The organism is Pseudomonas sp. CMR5c, assembly GCF_003850545.1.
In the GTDB taxonomy this organism is placed as follows: Bacteria; Pseudomonadota; Gammaproteobacteria; order Pseudomonadales; family Pseudomonadaceae; genus Aquipseudomonas; species Aquipseudomonas piscis.
The window spans coordinates 235,440-254,208 of the sequence record NZ_CP027705.1 but is presented as its reverse complement, the minus strand read 5'-3'; the positions used below and the strand labels follow the sequence as shown (position 1 = coordinate 254,208).

Here is an 18,769-nt window from a genome sequence, read left to right as displayed (position 1 = left end):
CCCGATGCCCCTCCAAAACAATGGTTCTGCCCAATACCGGTTACGCCGGGTCGGCATGCTGGCCGCGATCCTGGCCTGGGTCATGGGCATCGTGGAAATCGGCGGCAACGCCGGGCTCTGGATCTACAGCAAGGACCAGGTCCTGGGCGCCCTGCTCGGAGTGTTCGCCGAACACTGGCCACGCCTGCTGGAAGCCGACTTCAAGCCCTCCACCCTGAGCTTCACCCTGCTGGTGATCCTGGACTTCCTGCCACTGCTGCTGTCGAGCTTCGCCCTGTGGCTGACCGGGGTGTTCTTCATGCGCCTGTCCCGGGGGGAAACCTGGAGCGATCGCAACATCCGCATCCTCTGGCGCGTAGGCATGCTGTGGATCATCGCCCCGGCCACTTTCCCGATGATGGAGACCCTGCAAGGCCTGGCCCTGTCCATCGACCTGCCGCCCGGCGAACGCATCCTGCAGATCTCCGCTGGCTTCTCGTCCTACGCCGCTTACGAGGTGGTCAAAGGAATCTTGCTGTGCTCGTTTTCCATTATCATGCGCGACGCGAAAATCCTCAGTGATGAGCACAGTCACTACATATAGAACAATGAGATGACCATTATCGTTCGGCTTGACGTTGTCATGGCTAAAAACAAGATTCGCTCGAAAGAGCTGGCCGCCATCCTGGGCATTACCGAGGCCAATCTGTCGTTGCTGAAAAATGGCAAGGTCAAGGGGATGAAAATCGAGACCCTCGACAAACTCTGCGCCGCACTCGACTGCCAACCCGGCGACTTGCTGGAGTACCAGGCAGACTGAGACTGCGTCTCCCCCTTCGCGTGTGTTTGATCGAGTCCAGACCGTTAAAGCCTGTTCCAAGCCCTCCTGTTATCCAATGGCTGACTCATGACTCGTACTCTGCTCTACCCGCTGTTGCTGCTCGTCTCCCTGTTGACCGGCTGCGCCAACAAACTCGACGTGGCGATCGACGCCACCCCCGCCCAAGACTACTACTTCGATCGCCAGGCTCCGGTACTGGTGACCGTCAACGGCGCCAAGGATGCCCAGGCCCTCAAGGCCAGCTACTACCTGCGCGACATGGTCGCCGCCCTGCATGGCATGGGTTTCACCAAGGTGTATACCGAGTCGGCATTGCCGAAGGATCATCCACCGTTTCGCATGAACATCGCCCTGGATGTGGGCAGCAAAAGGACCAGCTACCGCTACACCGCCACCGACTACGCCTCGGTGCCCAGCAGTACCAAGACCACGTGCATGCCCGGCAAGCACCAGCAGACCGTGTGCACCAGCACGCCGACCATGTCCTACCGCGCCGTCGGCTCCTCGGAGCGCACCGCCTACACCACCCTCTCGACCTTCAACATCAAGGCCAAGGACGAGCAGAGCCGGCGCACGGTGTTCGTACTGCGAGCCTCGTCCTATAACGAGGATTGCCAAGACGCCAAGATCGAGGATTTCCTGGTGCAGGAGAGCCTGGACAACCTGGACTTCCGCAACCGGGTCCAGCGCAACTACAGCGTGACCCTGCCCGAAGGCCAGAGCTGCAAATAAGCGCCTACCGCGCACCAGTCGACGCGCCTACAATCGCCCCTCGATGCCGTCCCCCATCGGGCGGGCACGGCCCTTGAGCACAAGGTGCATGTCGAGCATGACCCTGGATTGGAACGCCTGGGAAATAGAACCCGGATCGACGGTGGACGAACAACTGATCGCCCAGGTACAGCAGCGCCTGGGCCTGGAGTTGCCGCCGCTGTACCTGGAGCTGGTGCGCTACGCCGAGGCCGCCACGCCAGGGATCGGCACCTTCGCCTATGGCAACGGCTACGCCTGCATCAGCGAGTTCTTCGCTTTCAGCATGAACGACGAACCCTGGACCCTGCCCTGGTACGCCACCCCTGGCCGCGTGCCGGGGCTCGCCGCCGGCTGCCTGGCGATTGCCCGGGATGCCGGCGGCTTGCTGGTCTGCCTGGACTTCAACAGCCCGCGCGTGGCGGTGGAAATCTTCGACCCCGACAGCGCCAATCGCTACCCGGTGGCGGCTGACTTCCGGGCCTTCGTCGAGCTGTGGCAGCCATGAACACACCGCGCAGATGGATAGTCGTGCCCACCAGCCAGGGCGCCATGCAACGCCTGGACCTGGACCAGTGCCTGCCGGGCGACCTGGAAGAACTGGCCCTGTCCCCAGAGCAGTGGGCGAGCCTGTGGCGCAGCGACCTGCTGCCGAGCTTGAACCGCGCCCTGGGCACCCTGATCGACGACTACGAAGACGCCTCGATCCAGGGCCAGGCCGACCTCGCCACGGCGCTGGCGATCCTCACCCAGACCGCGACCGCCGGGGATGAACTTATCCACAGGCTGATCGCCCTGAATCGACTGGCCCTGGAGCGGGACACCGGCCTGTACTTCTACTTCTGAACGGGCAGGCGCCTTCGCCAGGGGTGAACTTGCGGGGTCAGATCCCGGCGCTGGCCTGTTTCAACTGCGGCTCTGGCGCCTGCACGGCGGTTTGCGAACGCGGCGTGCCCTCCGGCACCCAGTCGTAGTTCACCGGCAGCGCGCGATACACCCAGTTGCTCACCGCCTCGCTGCCCTGGGCCTTGCCCAGGTAGGGGCTGACGTATTCCCAGACGATGTCGCCAGCACCGGTGACCTGGAAGAAACGCCCGTTCATGCCCTCGTCGATCAGGGTGTTGCCGTTGGGCAGGCGCCGCGCGCTGCTGATGAACGAGCTGTAGAAGGCCCAGCCCGGTTGCCTGGAACTGGCGGCGCTGTATTGCCAGACGATTTCACGCTTGATCGGATCGATCTCCAGCACCCGGGAGCCGGCGATCAGCCCCAGGGGTACCGGGGGGTAGCCGGCCGTACCCTGGTTGTCGAACACCAGCAGGTTGCCGGCCCCCGGCAGGCCGGCGGGAATGATGTGGGCATCGTGCTGGCCGACGAACTGGTCCACCGGGCGCGGCAGTTTGCCGGCGCTTTTGGGTTCGATCGGCGCCAGGTTCGGCCCCAGGCGCCAGACCACCTTGGCGCTGTGCTTGTCGATGATGGCGATGAAGTTGGCGTTGCGTGAGTCGATCAGCAGGTTGTCCGGGGCGAAGCGTTTGTCACCGGCGTCGAACCAGCGGTTGGGGCCTACCACGCTGAGGTTGTTGATGTGCAGGTAGTCCGGGTTGCTGGTGCCGCGCACCAATTGCAACTGGGCGGGGGTGAAGCCGAACTCCTTGAGGTGCTCGGAGGCCAGCCACTGCCATTTGACCTGGCCGTCGGGGCTGACTTCGTAGATCACGTCGTCGATCACCTGGGGCACCTTGAAACCCGCCACCTTGTGCACCTTGTTGGCCAGCACCAGGGTGTTGCCATTGCTCAACCGGCGCTGGTCATGGTGCTGCTGGGCCGCGCCGCCGGGGGCCTGGTCGCCCCATTGCCAGACCAGCTTGCCGTTCCAGTCCAGCTCGCCGACGCTCTGGTTGCCCAGGCCGTTGCCCGCCGAACCGAGCGGGCCGGGGTCCTTGTCCTTGAGCTGCAACAGCACTCGGCCACGCTCGCCGCCCACCAGTTGCGGGTCGATGATGGCTGAGGGAAAACCGGCCTGGGGCCAGTTCCTGACCTCGTTGCCGTTCATGTCGATCAAGTGGGTCTGCTTGTCGGCACCGCTGAAGATCACGTACTGGTTATAGGCCTTGGCCGGGTCGTAGCGGGTCACGCCGGTGGGGTAGACGCTGGGCGCCGCGTGCAGCGCTCCGGCCAGCAAGGTGGTGGTCAACAAGGCCAAGGGGATTGTGGCGCGTGGCATGGCAGGCACTCCTGTTCGGATTGAAGGGCGCCGACAGTCCCGGCGCCAGGTGCGAAAGCGGACTTCAGAAGTCGTAGCGACCGGTCACGCCCAGGGTTCGCGGCGTGCCCAAAAGGCCCTCGTAACCACCGTTGCCGCCGGTCCAGAGGGTGGTGTAGTAGGTCTTGTCGAAAGCGTTCTTCAGCCACAGCGAGACGTCCCACTGGCCCTGCTCGTAGTTGCCCCGCAGGCCGGTGGACAGGTTGACCACGGCGTAGCTGGGGATCTGCCCGTACTGGGAATCCTCCACCGTGCCCACGGCCTTGGAACGGAAGGCATAGCTGGCGGTGACGTACTCCTCCAGGCCGTTGTCCAGGTTCCACTTGTATTCGCCGTTGGCGTTGGCGATCCATTTCGAAGCACCCACCACCTGGTGTCCGGTGAGATCGCAGGACGCCGGCGCCCCGGGACGCAAGCTGACCTCCGGCGGGCATGGAGCATCCTTGTAGGACAGGTAGCGCACGTCGTTGTAGGAACCGTTTAGGTTCAGGGTCAGGCCGCGCAGCGGCACCAGGGTGCTTTCGACCTCGACCCCGCGCGAGCGCACCGAACCGGCGTTGGTCAGGTACTGCACGCGGTTGCCATAGTCGTAGGCGTTGGTCTGGTAGCCGTTGACCTGGGTCCAGAACAGGTTGGCGTTGAGTTGCAGGCGCCGGTCCCACAGGGTGCTCTTGAAGCCCAGCTCGGCGTTGTTGGCGCGCTCGGTGCCGATCAGCAAGGAGTCGGCACCGGCCGTGGGCGCCGAACCTACCGCCAGGTTGACCCCGCCGGATTTCTCGCCGTGGGACAAGGTGGCATAGCCCAGCAGGTCATCGCTGAAGCGGTAGCTCAGGTTGAGCAACCCCGAGGGGCTGGTGCTGTACTGGTTCAGGTCGCCGGAATCGTAGGCCCCGGCCCGGCCACGCCGGGCATTGGCCGCAGCCCCGGTGACCGCTACACCGCCCAGGGGTGCGTCGCGGCCGACCGAGGCGGTTTTTTCCTCGTAGGAACCCCGCAGGCCAGCGGTGAAATCCAGGCGCTCGGTGAGGTGCCAGGTGCCCTGGGCGAACAGGGCGAAACTGTCGGTGCGGATCTTGCCCTTGCCGATGCTGGTGACGTCGTTCAGCGCACCGGTGGGCGTACCGTTCCAGATATCGGCCTTGGGCCCGTAGTAGGCGAAGGACTTGTTATCCAGGTCCGAGCCGAAGTAGTAGGCCCCCAGCACGTAGTCGAAGAACCCGCCGCTGGGCGAGGCCAGGCGAAACTCCTGGGACCACTGTTTATCTTCCACCGAGACCCCGGCGTTGTAGGTGGCCGGCACGTTGAGGCCATCGTCGTTGCGCGGGGTGAAGTTCCACCAGCGGTAGGAACTGACCGAGGTCAGGGTGAAGTCGCTGGGCAGGATCCAGTTGGCCTCCAGCGAAGTACCGCCCTGGAACACCGTGACGTGCTGGTCGTTGTCCAGATTGACCTTGCGATGGCTGCCGTTGACCAGGGTCGCCCCGGCGGCCGCCGCGCGCGACTCATAGACATTGCTGCCGTTGATGGTCGGCCCGGTGCTGTACAGCACCCGGGTGCCAGCGCTGGAATCCTCTTCGTTGTAGTCGCCGATCCAGCGCAGGTTGAAGCGGTCGCTGGGCTTGTACAGCAACTGGCCGCGAAAGCCCTGGCGCGAACCGCCGTTGAGGTCGTGGCCGTCGTGCTCGTTCTTGATATCGCCGTCGCTGCGGGTGCGATAGGCCGAGAAACGCCCCGCCAGCTCATCGGTCAGCGGCCCGGAAATGGTGCCTTTGGTCTGGAAGTAGCCATCCTCGCCCAGGGAGGTCTCGATGCTGCGCTCGGGGGTGAAGCTCGGCGCGCGGGTGCTGATGTTGATCACCCCGGCGGTGGTGTTCTTGCCGAACAGGGTGCCCTGGGGACCACGCAGCACTTCCAGCTGCTCGATGTCCATCAGGTCGAACACCGCCATTCCCGGCCGCCCCAGGTAGACGTTGTCGATGTACAGCCCGACGCTGCCTTCCAGGCCGTCGCTGGCCGGGTTGTTGCCCAGGCCGCGGATCGACACGCTGGACTGGCGCGCATGCATGTAGGCGACGTTGACGCTGGGCACCAGCTGTTGCAGGTCCTGGATGCGATAGACCCGCTGGCTCTCCAGGGCCTGGCCGCCGATCACGCTCATGGGCGTGGGCACGTTCTGCGAGCTTTCCTCGCGGCGCCGGGCGGTCACGGTCACGGTCTGCAACTGGCCGTCGTCGACCTTGTTGGCGCTGCTCTTGGCCGGGCTCGCCTGGGGCACCGGCGCCTCCTCGGCCCAGCTCGCGCTCCAGCCGGCACTGCCGGCCAACAGCAGGGCCAGGGGCAGGCGCTTGAGCCGCCGAGGCGTGAGGGGTGAAGCGATGGACAACGGGCTCATGGGCGGCTCCTGGTCAGAAAACATACAGCTCGTATATTCCCTAAAGTTATTTATTTATGTTTTTACAAAGATTTACTGCATAAGAGATTGCCTTTATAAGGAGTCGACCTAATGCATAGCCAATGCATTTCCCCGATATTTTTTATGTGAAAAATGCATATCGACCTGCGCCAGCTCCGCCACTTCATCGCCCTCGCCGAGCAGCGCAGCTTCGTCGCGGCCGCGGCCACGGTGAACCTCTCGCAATCGGCCTTCAGCCGCAGCATCCAGGCGCTGGAGCACAGCGTCGGCTGCCAGCTGGTGGACCGTGGGCGCAAGGACCTGGCGCCGACCAAGCAGGGCCAGCTGCTGCTGGAGCACGCGCGGCGGCTGGTCAGCGGCGCCCAGCAGATGGCCAACGAAATCAGCCAGTTCAATGGCCTGGAAGCCGGGGAGTTGCGCTTCGGCTGCGGCCCGGCACCGGCGGCCGGGCTGATCCCCCGGGCCATCGGCAGCTTCATCGGGCGCTATCCCAAGGCCCGGGTGCAGTTCCAGGTGGAGGATTGGCAGAGCCTGGGCAAGCGCCTGCTGTGCGAGGAGTTCGAGTTTTTCGTCGCCGATACCCGGCACTTCGAGGCCGACCCGGACTACCTGACCCAGCGCCTGCGCCCGCGCAAATGGCACTTCTGTTGCCGCGCCGGCCACCCCCTGGCCGGGCGCGACAGCGTCAGCGCCAGCGAGCTGATGAGCTACCCGCTGGCGGTGACCATCCGCCCGCCGAACCTGCGCAAGGTCATTGTCGATCTCAGTGGCAAGCCGGACTTCACGCCCAATGTGGAATGCGAGAACAGCTACAGCCTGCTGGGGGTGGTGCTGTGCTCGGACGCCATCGGCATCGTCGGCTCCTACAGCGATGCCCTGCACCAGGCCAAGGGCGAGCTGGTGTGCCTGAAAATCGAGGGGCTGGCCGACGACCTGGAAGAGCTCTACACCCGCTACGGCATCGTCAGCCGCGCCGGGTATCGGCTGTCGCCGCTGGCCCAGGCGATGATCGAGGAGATCAAGCGTATCGATGAGCAGGACGAGGAAGCATGCAACCTGGACAACCTGGCGGTCTGAGCCGCCTCAAGACCGGCCTTCGAGGATCACGGATGCATGGCGATAGACACCTGCTGAAGGTGGTGTGGAAGTGAATTCCAACACCGCGAGATTGTCGCGAAGGTTCTGATTAAAGCTAGGTAACAGTCCAGGCCATTGCCTGCGGCTTTTGCTTGCTGACAATTTTCAGGTGAGGGTCAATAGCGCGTAACAGCTTTTTGAGTTTTTGCTTGATGTCTGCCAGATCGACTTTAGGTTGATGAGCAGCAGGCTGTTCGATGTGTACCACCACGTGCAACTCCCGGCAGTTGAGAACGGCCTGACTCAAAGCTTGTTCATTGGCTGGGGTATTACCATTCAGTCGGGCCGGTAGCAAAGCGGCCAAAGTGCAAAATACCTTGTTGGCAATTGCCTCGGGTAATGCTGATGGCTTGAGCGCCAGAGGGTGACGATAGTCTTTGACTTCGATAAGAAAGGCTACCTGGCTCGGAGACAGCGCCAGGATATCCACAGCTTGAATGTTCGAGCGTTGCTTAACGAAATGATTTCGATAAAAGCTCCATTCATCAAACTTACTGGCTTGCCAATGGAGTGGAAACGTAAAGGTCAACCCATCAACATTCAACGCCGGCATGCCCTTCACTCCAATGCCAGATAACGGTCGGACTGTTGCAGGCTTTCTTCAAGAGCGGTGATATCGCCGATGTCCTCCAAACTCCCGCCTTGTTGCACGGTAATCCCGCCATCACTGCTGTGAAGACCAAAAAACGCCGCCTCCTGAGGCTTCTCACTTAACAGGATTTCCAGCTCACGCAGTAAAAACAGGCTGTGGGTGGCAATAAAGATCTGGATGCCACTTGCGCTCAAGTCAACGATGGTTTTAGCCACTTGCTTGATCAAACGCGGGTTCAGGTTCGCTTCCGGTTCGTCCCAGAACAGATAGCCCTGATGCAGCAGGGCCCCCGTACTGATCAGGCGGGCCAGCATGCCCAACTTTCGCAAGCCCTCGGCTACCAGTGGAATTTCCATTCTGCCGCTGGCGTTACGTAGATAAAAACGCCCGTTTTTATCCAGTTCAATACTGCCCTGCATTGCGGTTTCCAGAGGGCCGAGCAACTCGCGAATACGATCTTCGGTCGGCCCCTTACGCAATAACCCGCCAAGCAATCTGCAGGTGTCGCGCCAGGTTTCCTCAAACTCCAGGTAGTGGTTCTCATAAACCGCGAGAAAGTTTGGGTAGATGCTCAGCAACTCACGAGTCGGTAAATACGTAGGTGTTGCCTTGAGCCAACATTTGGGCAGATGTTCGACACTGACTTCGGTCTTGCTGTTAGTGGCGAAACTGAAAGCCAGGTCGTATTCACTCTTATCGAAGAAAAACTTCACATCACAGCGCTCGCGGCCTCGCTTGCGCCGGGCCAGTCTTCCTAGTGACTCAGGACGGAATACCCCCACCAGCTTGTCGGCCATTCGCAACTGCAAAACAGATTTTGTCGGTTCCACGGATGCCGCATTCGGCCGGTTGCGCTCCTCGGAACTGGTCGCGAGCCCGGCGTACGCCAGCTTCAACAGATGTGTCTTTCCCGCGCCATTCTCCCCCACGATCACATTCAGCTGTTTACTGAACTGCAGATCGGCCTCTTCAAAGACTGTGAAGTTTTTGATGTGGAGTCGTTTGAGCATGGTTTCCTCGAATATAAGAGCGGCGGCGATTTGAAAAATAGCCACCGGCAGACGTTAACACTGTCAGGAATCGTCCTTGGTAAATCTTGTTATCAAGGTTTGAATGACGCTGAGATCACACAGAAACATGACGGGGGATAATAGCTTGCTCTGCTAACAGACGCTCCACTGATAACCAGCACACCTGCCGCTAAAACGCTTTCGTACCCCTACGGAGCCAATGCCTTCCGCTATGCAAGCCATGCATCAAAGCTATTCGGCAAATGCGCTTGCCGGCATCCCCTGGCGAAGGCGAAAACCCTCACCTGTCTTTCGATCGGTGAAGCCCATGTCCCCTACCCCCCAACCCGTGCGCAACGTGCTCTACATCATGTGCGACCAACTGCGCCGGGATTACCTGTCGTGCTACGGCCACCCGCACCTGCATACCCCAAACATCGACCGCCTGGCCGCCGCCGGAGTGCGCTTCAGCCGCGCCTACACCCAAGGCACCATCTGCGGCCCGTCGCGGATGTCGGCCTACACCGGGCGCTACGTCAGCAGCCACCAGGTGGCGTGGAACGCCGTGCCCCTGCCGCTTGAGGAACTGACCCTGGGCGACTACCTGCGGCCCCACGGCATCCGCACCGCGCTGGTGGGCAAGACCCACGCCACGCCCAACCTGGATGCCCAGCAGCGGCTGGATATCGCCGCCGACAGCCCCCAGGCCGAACAGTTGAACGAAGTAGGCTTCGAGCCCTGGTTCCGCCACGACGGCATCTACCCCGACGACCCGCTGTTCGACGACAAGCGCGAGTCCGCGCCCTACACCCACTACCTGCGTGAGCGCGGCTACGCCGGGCGCAACCCCTGGCATGACTGGGCCAACGCCGCGGCCGGCGAGCAGGGGCAGATCCTCAGCGGCTGGAAGATGCGCCACGCGCACCTGCCGGCGCGGGTCGCCGCAGAGCATTCGGAAACCGTCTACACCACTGACCGCGCCATCGATTTCATCCACGAACAGGGCGAGCGCCCCTGGTGCCTGCACCTGTCCTACATCAAGCCGCACTGGCCCTATATCGCCCCGGCGCCCTACCACGCGCTCTACGGTGCAGAGCAGGTACTGGCGCCGGTGCGGGCCGCGCCGCAGGAAGCCAGCGACCACCCGGTGTACCAGGCCTTCCGCCAGCACGAAGAAAGCCTGAACTTCTCCCGCGATGAGGTGCGCGCCAACGTGGTGCCCACCTACATGGGCCTGATCAAGCAGGTGGACGACCAGCTAGGCCGGCTGTTCGATGTGCTGCACAGCAGCGGACGCTGGGACGACACCCTGATCGTCTTCACCAGCGACCATGGCGACTTCCTCGGCGATCACTACCTGGGGGAAAAGGAATTCCTGCTGGAGCCGGCGGTAGGCGTGCCGCTGATCGTCCGCGATCCACGGCCAGCGGCGCACGGCACCCGGGGCACGGTGGATGCCCGCCTGGTGGAAACCATCGATGCCCTGCCGACCTTCCTCGAGGCCCTGGGCTTGCCGGGTGCCGAGCACCGCCTGGAAGGCCGCTCGCTGATCCCGCTGCTGCATGGCGCCACGCCGCCCTGGCGCCGCTACGCCATCAGCGAATACGACTACGCCTTCCAGGCCCCGGCCCGGGAGCGCCTGGGCCAGCCCATCGACCGTTGCCGCATGACCATGGTGCGCAGCGAGCGCTGGAAGTACCTGGCCTACGACGGTTTTCGCCCGCAGCTGTTCGACCTGCAAAACGACCCGCAGGAGCTGCACGACCTGGGGGCCGATCCGGCCTATGCGTCGGTACGCGAAGAACACCTGGGCTACCTGCTGGAATGGCTGCGCGGCCTCAAGCGCCGGACCACCATCAGCCATGGGGAGATCGACCTGCGCGGCCAGCGTTTCCGCTACGGCGAACCGGAGGCGGAGAAGCTGGTGCAGATCGGTGTGTGGTGAGGCGCTGACTTCAAGGACCTCATCGCGGGCAAGCCTCGCTCCTACAAAGGCATACGCGTTCTTGCGTAGGAGCGAGCGGGCGGCGATCCGACTTGCCCGCGAAAAAACGCCAATCCGCCACCGTCCCGGAGCCGCTGCGGCGATTGTGTGGCCTTCGGGCCCTGCGCAGCCTCGCAAGCTCGGCAGCGGCAGGGTTGGTGGTGACCTGCAACCGTCGGGGGCGTTCAAGCCCCCTTGGTGGTCTGGCTGCGCTGGCCCTGGACACCCACCGGGACGTCGCCCTTGAGGGTCACCCGACGCACGACGCGGTCCTGGCTGCCGTAGTCGTCGACGGCGTAGTGCTGGGTCGAGCGGTTGTCCCAGATCGCCACGTCACCGGCGCTCCAGCGCCAGCGCACGGTGTTTTCAAGGCGCGTGACATGGCTTTGCAGCAGGTTGAACAGGTGCGCCGAATCGGCCTGGGAATAGCCCTTGATGCGCTTGACGAAATGCCCCAGCACCAGGCTCTTCTCGCCGCTCTGGGGATGCACGCGGACCACCGGGTGCTCGGTCTCGAACACCGTGGAGGTGAAGATCTTGCGGTAGCGCTCCAGCCGTTCCGCCGAAACGTCGGGCTTGACCGAGGCATAGTCGTACTCGTTGCTGTGCACCGCCCACAGCCGGTCCGCCAAGGCTCGCAGCTCCTCCGGCAGCTCGTTATAAGCGGTGGCGGTGTTGGCCCACACGGTGTCGCCGCCGAAGGCCGGGGCTACCACCGAGCGCAGGATCGAGGCCTTGGGATAGGCGTCGACGAAGGTCACGTCGGTGTGCCAGGAGTTGGCTCGCTGGCCCTGGGCGCCATCGAGCTCCATCAGATAGCGGGTACCGTCGCGCACCGGCACGGTGGGGTGGGCCACCGGCTCGCCCAGCAGGTGGGAGAAGGCTTCCTGGCTCTGGTCGTCGAGGTGGGCCTGGCCACGGAAGAAGATCACCTTGTACTGCACCAGCGCCTGCTCGATGGCCTGCACGGTAGCGGCATCGAGCTCGCCGGAAAGTTGCACGCCACGGATCTCGGCGCCGATACGGCCGGCCACCGGGTGGATTTCAAGGGCCTGGACAACGGGTTTGACAGCTAATGCGGCATTACTCATCGAAGACACCCTCAGCGGACTGATCACGGTAGGCACCGCCGCGAAACAACGCTCTATCTATATTCATTTTAGATCTAATAGATAAATACATGCTTCGTTGACGGAATAAGAGCTTGCATTTAAAACCTCATTCCTCACTCGTCGCAAATGCCTTCGAGCTATTTTTCGGATGCCGGGAAAGCATATGGATCTTCGCCAATTGCGTTACTTCATCGCCCTCAACGAGCACCGCAGTTTTGTCCGCGCCGCCGATGCCATGGGCATCACCCAGCCGGCCTTCAGCCGCAGTATCCAGGGCCTGGAGCAGGAGTTCGGTTGCGTGCTGGTGGACCGGGGCAACAAGGACCTGCGCCCCACGCCCGAGGGCCAGGTGGTGCTGCAGCATGCCTTGAGCCTGGTGCAGGGTGCGGCCCTGCTCAGCAGTGAAGTGACCCAGATGACCAAGCTCGATGCTGGCGAGGTGCGCTTCGGCTGCGGCCCGGCGCCCGCGGTGAAGCTGGTGCCCGACGCCGTGGCGCAGTTCACCAGCGCCCACCCGCGGGTGCGTACCTGCTTTGCCGTGGATAACTGGGAAAAACTCAGCCGCAGCCTCAACCGCGAGGAGATCGAGTTCTTCATCGCCGACATCCGCCACTTCGAGGCCGACCCCAACTACCAGACCCAGGCCCTGACGCCCAAGCGCGGGGTGTTCTTCTGCCGTCCCGGGCATCCGTTGCTGGCCAAGGAAAGCCTGTCCACCAACGACATGTTCGACTACCCCCTGGCCACCACCCTGATCCCGCCGGGCATTCGCAAGCTGCTGGCCAACCTGAGCGGGCGCATCGATTTTTCGCCGACCATCGAGACCGAGCATTTCCCGGCGCTGGTGAAGATCGTCCGCCAGTCCAATGCCATCGGCGTGGGCACCGCCGAGGCGTTCGCCGAGGATATCGCCCAGGGTTCGCTGGCCCTGCTGCACTGGCGCAACCTGCCGCAGAACATCGACAGCCTGAACGCCCGCTGCGGCATCGTCAGCCGCAGTGGGTTTCGCCTGTCGCCGGCGGCCCGCAAGATGATCGAAGTGCTGGTGAGCGTGGACCAGCAGCAAGTGGCCATGGCCCTGTAGCCGCTGACGAGCAGCGCAAGGCTGCGACCGGGTGCGCAGCGCCCGCAAAACCAGGCGACACCGTGCATCAGGCAAACCGCGCAACGGCCCAGGTATCAAGGATCGCTGAAGGTCCTGCGGACCTTGTCGCAGCCTCGCAAGCTCGGCAGCGGCTACATTTCGACCGGGTGCTACAGGCCGGCGGCGGCCAGTTGCGGGGCGACCCATTCGCTGACCTTGAACGGCTTGCGGATCAGCCGCTCCTTGGCCGCCAGGTCCACGGCGTCCTGCAACCGGCCGAGGAACACCGGGTCCAGGGTCGAGGGGAAGATCTCGCTCAGGCGCTGGTCCTTGAGGTCATCCTGGAGAATCACCGGTGGATAACTGGCCAGCCCCGACACCAGTTGGATATAGGCCTCCTTGTTGCTGTCCTGGGTCAGCCATTGCACCGCCTGCTGCTGGGCCTTGAGCAGTTTTTCCACAGCCTCGGAATGCTCGTCGACGAACTTGCCCGCCCCTACCAGCACCGCCTGCACGCTGCCGGCATCGCCCAGGTCCTTGGTACTCAGGGGCAGTTCGGCCAGGCCCTTGCTGCGCAGGGCGGACAGCCCGGTGCTGCCCCAGGAAGCGTCGATTTGCCTGGCCGCCAGGGCCGCCACGGCGGCATTGAAGTCGAGGTTGACCACCTTCAGGTCCTTTTCGCTCAGGCCCCGGCTGGCCAGGGCCGCATCGAACGACAACTGGGTGGCGGTGCCACGGAACACCGCCACGCGCTTGCCCTTGAGGTCTTCCAGGGTCTTGATCCCCGACCCCGGCGCAACCCCCAGGTAATGCTTGACCCCACGGGCCGTGGCACTGAGCAGGCGGGTATCCAGGCCATTGGACTTGCCGATGATGGCCGCCAAGTCGCCGAGGTAGGCCAGGTCCACCTGGCCATTGGCGAAGGCTTCGTTGATCACCGGCCCCGCGCCCTTGAAGAAATTCCACTGGATCTTGATGCCCTGGTCGGCGAAGGCCTTCTCCAGGATCTGCTGGTGGCGCAGCACATCCACCACCCCGCCGGAACTGTGCTGGGTACCGGCGCTGAGGTCGGGCACGGCGATGCGGATTTCCTTGAGTTCGCCAGCCTGGGCCTGCAGCGGCAGGTAGCCCAGCAGCCCGGCCAGGGCCGGCGCGGCCAACAGGCTGATCACACGTTTGAAGGGAAGGTTCATGGGGACGGCTCCTGGAGGGCAAAGGCGTTGAGGAGCCCAAGGTAGGCCCAGCAGGGCAAGGCATTTAAATACTAAAAATTCACATTTTAATAACCGAAAGAAATAAATCAGTCAGTACGGGGCTCCCCCGGGAACATGCGGAAAATGCATGGAAAATATTCTCCAAATGCATTGGATGCGTGGCGAAGTGAAGCCTTAAATGGCCTCTCTTATCGCTCAATAGCATTGATGTGATTTTTAATAGAACACAAATGCATATTGTAGGAGCGATCGGTTCCGCCACGCCTGGACGTGGCCCGCCCCATGCCATGCCGCACCCGACGACGGAGGTCCTCCATGGCCCGTGTTTCCCTGCTCAGCCTGCCCCTGTGGGCACCCTCCGGCCAGCGCCAACACTGGCCGGCGGCCAAGCACCTGCTGCCCTGGTTGCTGCCACTGTGGTTGTTCGGCCTGTGGTGGCTGGCCAGCCGCAACCAATGGATGAGCGAGCAGATCCTGCCGGCCCCGGAACTGGTCTGGAACAGCGCCCGGGAGCTGGCCGCCGGCGAACTCTGGAGCCACCTGGCGATCAGCCTGCAGCGACTGGGCTGGGGCCTGCTGGTCGGGATCGGCGCCGGCGCCCTGCTGGGGGGCGCCATGGGCTTCAGTCGCCGCCTGGAGCGTCTGGTGTTTCCCACCTTCGGTGCCCTGGCACAGATCCCGACCCTGGCCTGGGTACCGCTGTTCATGGTGTTTTTCGGTATCGGCGAACTGCTCAAGCTGGTGGTGCTGCTCAAGGCGGTGGTGGTCCCGGTGACCCTGCATACCCTGGTGGGCGTGCGCGACGCGCAACCGCGGCTGCGCGAAGCCGCCGCGGTGCTGCGCCTGCCACCGATCCTGCTGCTGCGGCGCCTGGTGCTGCCCGCCGCGCTGCCGGCCTTCATGGCGGGCGTGCGCCTGGCCCTGGCCACCGGCTGGACCTCGTTGCTGGCGGTGGAGTTGCTGGCCTCCAGCGAAGGCATCGGCTACCTGATGGTCTGGGCCAGGCAGCTGTTCATGCTGGATATCGTCTTCGTCTGCATCCTGGTGATCGGCGTGCTGGGCATGGCCATGGATCGCGGCATCGGCTGGCTGGACCGCAAGCTGGTGTACTGGCCGCACCCGGCCACCGCCGAGTTTCGCCGTGGCCCGCGCTACCAGGGCTGGCAGCGCCTGCAACCCTGGCTGCTGCCCCTGGCGCTGCTGGCCCTGTGGCAACTGGCGAGCGAACGCCAGTGGCTGGACGCCAACATCCTGCCCAGCCCCCTGGTGGTGCTGGCCACCACCTTCGACGGCCTGGTCGATGGCAGCCTGCTGGGCGGCCTGGGCCTGAGCCTGGGACGTACCCTCACCGGCCTGTTGCTGGGCGGCAGCCTGGGCCTGGGGCTGGGACTGCTGCTGGGCCTGTCGCGCCTGAGCGAGCGCCTGCTGGGGCCGACCCTGGCCGCCCTGCGCCAGATCGCCATCTTCGCCTGGGTGCCGCTGCTTACCGCCTGGTTCGGCCTGGGCGAGCTGGCCAAGTGGGTCTTCGTCGCCCTGGCCGCCTTCTTCCCTCTGTTCATCGCCACCCAGCGCAGCGTCGCCCAGCTCTCGCCACAACTGGCGGAGGCTGCCCAGGTGTTGCGTCTGGGCCTCTGGCAGCGCCTGCGGCGCCTGGTGTTGCCCGGGGCCGCACCGGGGATCTTCGCCGGCCTGCGGGTGAGCCTGATCTACGCCTGGCTGGGCACCATCGGCGCCGAGTACTTCATGCCGTCCGACGGTGGGATCGGCAGCCAGATGATCAGCGCCCAGCAGCTGCTGCGCATGGACCTGATCATGGCCGGGATGCTGCTGGTGGGCCTGACCGGCGCCCTTATCAACTTCCTTGGGCAATGGCTGGAACGCCACGCCACCCGTTGGAGACACGCATGAACGCACCTCTGGTCAGCTTCAATCACGTGGGCAAGAGCTTTCCCGTCGCCGGTGGCGAACTGGAGGCGATCCGCGAATTCAACCTGGACATCGCCGAAGGCGAATTCGTCGCCATCGTCGGCTCCAGCGGCTGTGGCAAGTCCACCCTGTTGCGCCTGCTGATCGGCCTGGACACCGAGTTCCGTGGCCAGATACGCGTCGACGGCAAGGCCGTCGAGGGCATCGGCAGCGAACGCGGCATCGTGTTCCAGGAGCACCGGTTGTTCCCCTGGCTGAGCGTGGCCGAGAACATCGGCCTGGGCCTGGTCAACGAACCGCTGGGCGCCGCCGAACGCCAACGGCGCATCGCCGAGTTCATCGAGCTGGTGGGCCTCAAGGACTTCGCCAAGGCCTACCCGCACCAGCTATCCGGCGGCATGGCGCAGCGGGTGGCCATCGCCCGGGGACTGGTGGCCAGCCCGCGCATCCTGCTGCTGGACGAACCCTTCGGCGCCCTCGATGCGCTGACCCGCCAGCAGATGCAGGATGAGCTGCTGGCGATCCGCGAGCGGGCACGGATCACCACGATACTGGTGACCCACGATGTCGAGGAAGCGATCTTCCTCGCCGACCGGGTGGTGGTGATGGAGCCACGCCCGGGGCGGATCAAGCGCGTGGTCGAGGTGGCCCTGCCCCATCCGCGCCAGCGCAGCAGCTTCGACTTCCACCAGTTGCGCGAGGAACTGCTGCACGAACTGACCAGCGACGATCACTACCAGGCCCCGCCACCGGTACGGATCAGCGACCTGCCCTTGACCTTCATTGCTTGCTGAACAGGAGTGACTCGATGCCGCAACGTCCCAACTTCCTGGTGATCCTGGCCGACGACCTGGGCTTTTCCGACCTCGGCGCCTTCGGGGGCGAGATCGCCACGCCGAACCTCGATGCCCTGGCCTTCAACGGCCTGCGCCTGACCGATTTCCATACCGCCCCGACCTGCTCGCCGACCCGTTCCATGCTGCTCACCGGCACCGACCACCATATCGCCGGGATCGGCACCATGGCCGAGGCCCTGACCCCGGAGCTGATCGGCAAGCCAGGGTACGAGGGCCACCTCAACGACCGGGTAGCGGCCCTGCCCGAACTGCTGCGCGAAGCCGGCTACCAGACCCTGATGAGCGGCAAGTGGCACCTGGGGCTGACCGTGGACCGCGCACCCCACGCCCGGGGCTTCGAGCGCTCTTTCGCGTTGTTGCCCGGGGCGGCCAACCACTATGGTTTCGAACCCACCTACGACGAGCACACCCCGGGCCTGCTCAAGTCCACCCCGGCGCTGTATATCGAGGACGATCGCTTCCTCGACGGGCTGCCGCAGGGGTTCTATTCCTCCGATGCCTTCGGCGACAAGCTTTTGCAGTACCTCAAGGAGCGCGACCAGAGCCGGCCGTTTTTCGCCTACCTGCCGTTCTCGGCGCCTCATTGGCCGTTGCAGGCCCCTGAAGAGATCGTCGCCAAGTACCGCGGGCGCTACGACGCCGGCCCCGAGGCCCTGCGCCTGGAACGGCTGGAGAAGCTCAAGGCCCTGGGGCTGGTGGACGCCCAGGTCGAGCCGCACCCGCTGATCGGCCTGGACGCCGAGTGGGCCGCCCTCAGCGACGATCAGCGCCAGCGCTCGGCCCGGGCCATGGAGGTGTATGCGGCGATGGTGGAGCGCATGGACTGGAACATCGGCCGGGTGGTGGATTACCTGCGCCAGCAGGGCCAGCTGGACAACACGCTGATCCTGTTCATGTCCGACAACGGAGCCGAAGGGGCGCTGCTGGAAGCCTTCCCCAAGTTCGGCCCGCAGCTGTTGAGCTACCTGGACCAGCATTACGACAACCGCCTTCAGAATATCGGCCGGGCCAATTCCTATGTCTGGTACGGACCGGCCTGGGCCCAGGCCGCCACCGCGCCGTCGCGGCTGTTCAAGGCCTTCACCACCCAGGGCGGGATTCGCGTGCCGGCGTTGCTGCATTACCCGCAGTTGCCGCTCAAGGGGCAGGTCAGCCATGGCTTCGGCACGGTGATGGACATCACCCCGACCCTGCTGGACCTCGCCGGCGTGCGCCATCCGGGCAAGCGCTGGCGCGGGCGCGATATCGCACCGCTACGGGGCAAGTCGTGGCTGGGGTTCCTGTCCGGCGAGACCGCGCAGGTACATGACGAGCACACGGTCACCGGCTGGGAGCTGTTCGGCCGCCGGGCGATCCGCCAGGGGCAATGGAAGGCGGTGTACATTCCAGGCCCCGTGGGCCCGGCCACCTGGCAGTTGTACGACCTGGGGCGCGATCCCGGGGAGATCCACGACCTGGCCGGCAGCCACCCGCAAAAGCTGCAAATCCTGTTGCAGGAGTGGCAGCGCTACGTGGACGAAACCGGGGTGATCCTCAGCGAGTCGCCGTTCCAGCCGGACTGATAGCGACCGGGCAATCACCATCGCGGGCAAGCCTCGCTCCTACCG

At 64.2% G+C, this 18,769-nt stretch carries 17 protein-coding genes; 11 read left to right on the top strand and 6 right to left on the bottom strand.

Annotated features, from left to right (window positions below; genetic code table 11):
• Positions 1-4: 4 nt before the first annotated feature.
• From C4K40_RS01180 to C4K40_RS01160, 5 genes are all read left to right on the top strand, one after another.
• Positions 5-583 (top strand): hypothetical protein, encoded by a 579-nt coding sequence (locus C4K40_RS01180; protein ID WP_022643916.1) that lies wholly within the window; start codon positions 5-7, stop codon positions 581-583.
• A gap of 9 nt (positions 584-592) precedes the next feature.
• Positions 593-799, top strand: a complete 207-nt coding sequence (locus tag C4K40_RS01175; protein WP_022643915.1) for a helix-turn-helix transcriptional regulator — start codon at positions 593-595, stop codon at positions 797-799.
• An 87-nt stretch (positions 800-886) separates the two neighbouring features.
• Positions 887-1,552, top strand: a complete 666-nt coding sequence (locus C4K40_RS01170) for a hypothetical protein (RefSeq protein WP_022643914.1) — start codon at positions 887-889, stop codon at positions 1,550-1,552.
• 97 nt (positions 1,553-1,649) lie between these two features.
• The gene (locus tag C4K40_RS01165; protein WP_246196016.1) at positions 1,650-2,078 is read left to right on the top strand and encodes an SMI1/KNR4 family protein; all 429 of its coding nucleotides are present in this window, start codon (positions 1,650-1,652) and stop codon (positions 2,076-2,078) included.
• Entirely contained in the window at positions 2,075-2,416 is a 342-nt protein-coding gene (locus tag C4K40_RS01160; protein ID WP_031321549.1) for a hypothetical protein, read from the top strand. Before C4K40_RS01165 ends, C4K40_RS01160 begins: the two co-directional genes overlap by 4 nt.
• Positions 2,417-2,453: 37 nt before the next feature.
• Here the strand turns inward: C4K40_RS01160 and C4K40_RS01155 are convergent, their stop codons facing one another.
• Together C4K40_RS01155 and C4K40_RS01150 are read right to left on the bottom strand one after the other, a co-directional pair.
• Positions 2,454-3,794 (bottom strand): aryl-sulfate sulfotransferase, encoded by a 1,341-nt coding sequence (locus C4K40_RS01155; RefSeq protein WP_053132777.1) that lies wholly within the window; start codon positions 3,792-3,794, stop codon positions 2,454-2,456.
• A gap of 64 nt (positions 3,795-3,858) precedes the next feature.
• The gene (locus tag C4K40_RS01150) at positions 3,859-6,225 is read right to left on the bottom strand and encodes a TonB-dependent receptor (RefSeq protein WP_022643910.1); all 2,367 of its coding nucleotides are present in this window, start codon (positions 6,223-6,225) and stop codon (positions 3,859-3,861) included.
• A 153-nt stretch (positions 6,226-6,378) separates the two neighbouring features.
• Here C4K40_RS01150 and C4K40_RS01145 point away from each other — a divergent pair, with 153 nt between their 5' ends.
• Positions 6,379-7,323, top strand: coding sequence for a LysR family transcriptional regulator (locus C4K40_RS01145; protein WP_053132780.1), 945 nt, complete (start codon positions 6,379-6,381; stop codon positions 7,321-7,323).
• 115 nt (positions 7,324-7,438) lie between these two features.
• Here the strand turns inward: C4K40_RS01145 and C4K40_RS01140 are convergent, their stop codons facing one another.
• Both C4K40_RS01140 and C4K40_RS01135 read right to left on the bottom strand, forming a co-directional pair.
• A complete protein-coding gene (locus C4K40_RS01140) occupies positions 7,439-7,936 on the bottom strand; it encodes a hypothetical protein (protein WP_031321548.1) in 498 nt (165 codons plus the stop codon).
• Positions 7,937-7,941: 5 nt separating this feature from the next.
• Positions 7,942-9,030 carry an ATP/GTP-binding protein gene (locus C4K40_RS01135; RefSeq protein WP_256224049.1) on the bottom strand — a complete coding sequence of 363 codons (1,089 nt, stop codon included), beginning with the start codon at positions 9,028-9,030 and terminating at the stop codon, positions 7,942-7,944.
• 283 nt (positions 9,031-9,313) lie between these two features.
• On the opposite strand from C4K40_RS01135, the gene C4K40_RS01130 reads away from it, so the two are divergent.
• A complete protein-coding gene (locus C4K40_RS01130; protein WP_053132783.1) occupies positions 9,314-10,930 on the top strand; it encodes an alkaline phosphatase family protein in 1,617 nt (538 codons plus the stop codon).
• A 224-nt stretch (positions 10,931-11,154) separates the two neighbouring features.
• On the opposite strand, the gene C4K40_RS01125 is transcribed toward C4K40_RS01130, so the two are convergent.
• Positions 11,155-12,060 (bottom strand): TauD/TfdA family dioxygenase, encoded by a 906-nt coding sequence (locus tag C4K40_RS01125; RefSeq protein ID WP_053132786.1) that lies wholly within the window; start codon positions 12,058-12,060, stop codon positions 11,155-11,157.
• Between the two features lie 184 nt (positions 12,061-12,244).
• Here C4K40_RS01125 and C4K40_RS01120 point away from each other — a divergent pair, with 184 nt between their 5' ends.
• Positions 12,245-13,165 carry a LysR family transcriptional regulator gene (locus C4K40_RS01120; RefSeq protein WP_022643516.1) on the top strand — a complete coding sequence of 307 codons (921 nt, stop codon included), beginning with the start codon at positions 12,245-12,247 and terminating at the stop codon, positions 13,163-13,165.
• 170 nt (positions 13,166-13,335) lie between these two features.
• Here C4K40_RS01120 and C4K40_RS01115 read toward each other — a convergent pair whose 3' ends face one another.
• The gene (locus C4K40_RS01115; protein WP_053132790.1) at positions 13,336-14,358 is read right to left on the bottom strand and encodes an ABC transporter substrate-binding protein; all 1,023 of its coding nucleotides are present in this window, start codon (positions 14,356-14,358) and stop codon (positions 13,336-13,338) included.
• Positions 14,359-14,694: 336 nt separating this feature from the next.
• Between C4K40_RS01115 and C4K40_RS01110 the strand changes: the two genes are divergently transcribed.
• The 3 genes from C4K40_RS01110 to C4K40_RS01100 are packed head-to-tail and all read left to right on the top strand — an operon-like array spanning position 14,695 to position 18,724.
• The gene (locus tag C4K40_RS01110; protein WP_053132793.1) at positions 14,695-16,287 is read left to right on the top strand and encodes an ABC transporter permease; all 1,593 of its coding nucleotides are present in this window, start codon (positions 14,695-14,697) and stop codon (positions 16,285-16,287) included.
• A complete protein-coding gene (locus C4K40_RS01105) occupies positions 16,284-17,099 on the top strand; it encodes an ABC transporter ATP-binding protein (RefSeq protein WP_022643513.1) in 816 nt (271 codons plus the stop codon). The genes C4K40_RS01110 and C4K40_RS01105 overlap by 4 nt, the downstream gene beginning before the upstream one ends.
• Positions 17,100-17,113: 14 nt before the next feature.
• Positions 17,114-18,724 (top strand): arylsulfatase, encoded by a 1,611-nt coding sequence (locus C4K40_RS01100; RefSeq protein WP_053132796.1) that lies wholly within the window; start codon positions 17,114-17,116, stop codon positions 18,722-18,724.
• Positions 18,725-18,769 lie beyond the last annotated feature (45 nt).